Origin of the sequence: Pseudoalteromonas sp. S1608, from assembly GCF_005887265.1 — a bacterium.
Lineage (GTDB): Bacteria > Pseudomonadota > Gammaproteobacteria > Enterobacterales > Alteromonadaceae > Pseudoalteromonas > Pseudoalteromonas undina.
Map to the genome: position 1 here is coordinate 1 of NZ_PNDK01000119.1, position 278 is coordinate 278.

Below are 278 nucleotides of genomic sequence, written 5' to 3' on the forward strand. Positions count from 1 at the left end.
GACGTTCTTTGCCGCGCAGCCTTCTGCAGCACTTAAAGCAACTTTAAATACTGCCGACGTGGAAGTAAAACTAGATGATTCATTTGGTTTTGTTGCTCAAGGAGGTGCTAACTACAAGATTGATGAGAAATGGGGCCTACACTCTATGGTATCTATAATGGAGATAGAGAATGATCCGACTGTATATGCTAATGGCGCAAAAGCATTAACTTCCACCGTGTCACTTGACCCTGTTGTAGCTATGTTTGTTCTTAAATTCTCTTTTTAATAAAGATTAT

General features: G+C 39.6%; 1 protein-coding gene. It reads left to right on the forward strand.

The genetic code is table 11. The annotated features are described in order from the left end of the window. A partial coding sequence (locus CWB75_RS18935) for an OmpW family outer membrane protein (protein WP_283234846.1) occupies positions 1-268 on the forward strand: 268 nt, incomplete at its 5' end. Between the last annotated feature and the right edge of the window lie 10 nt (positions 269-278).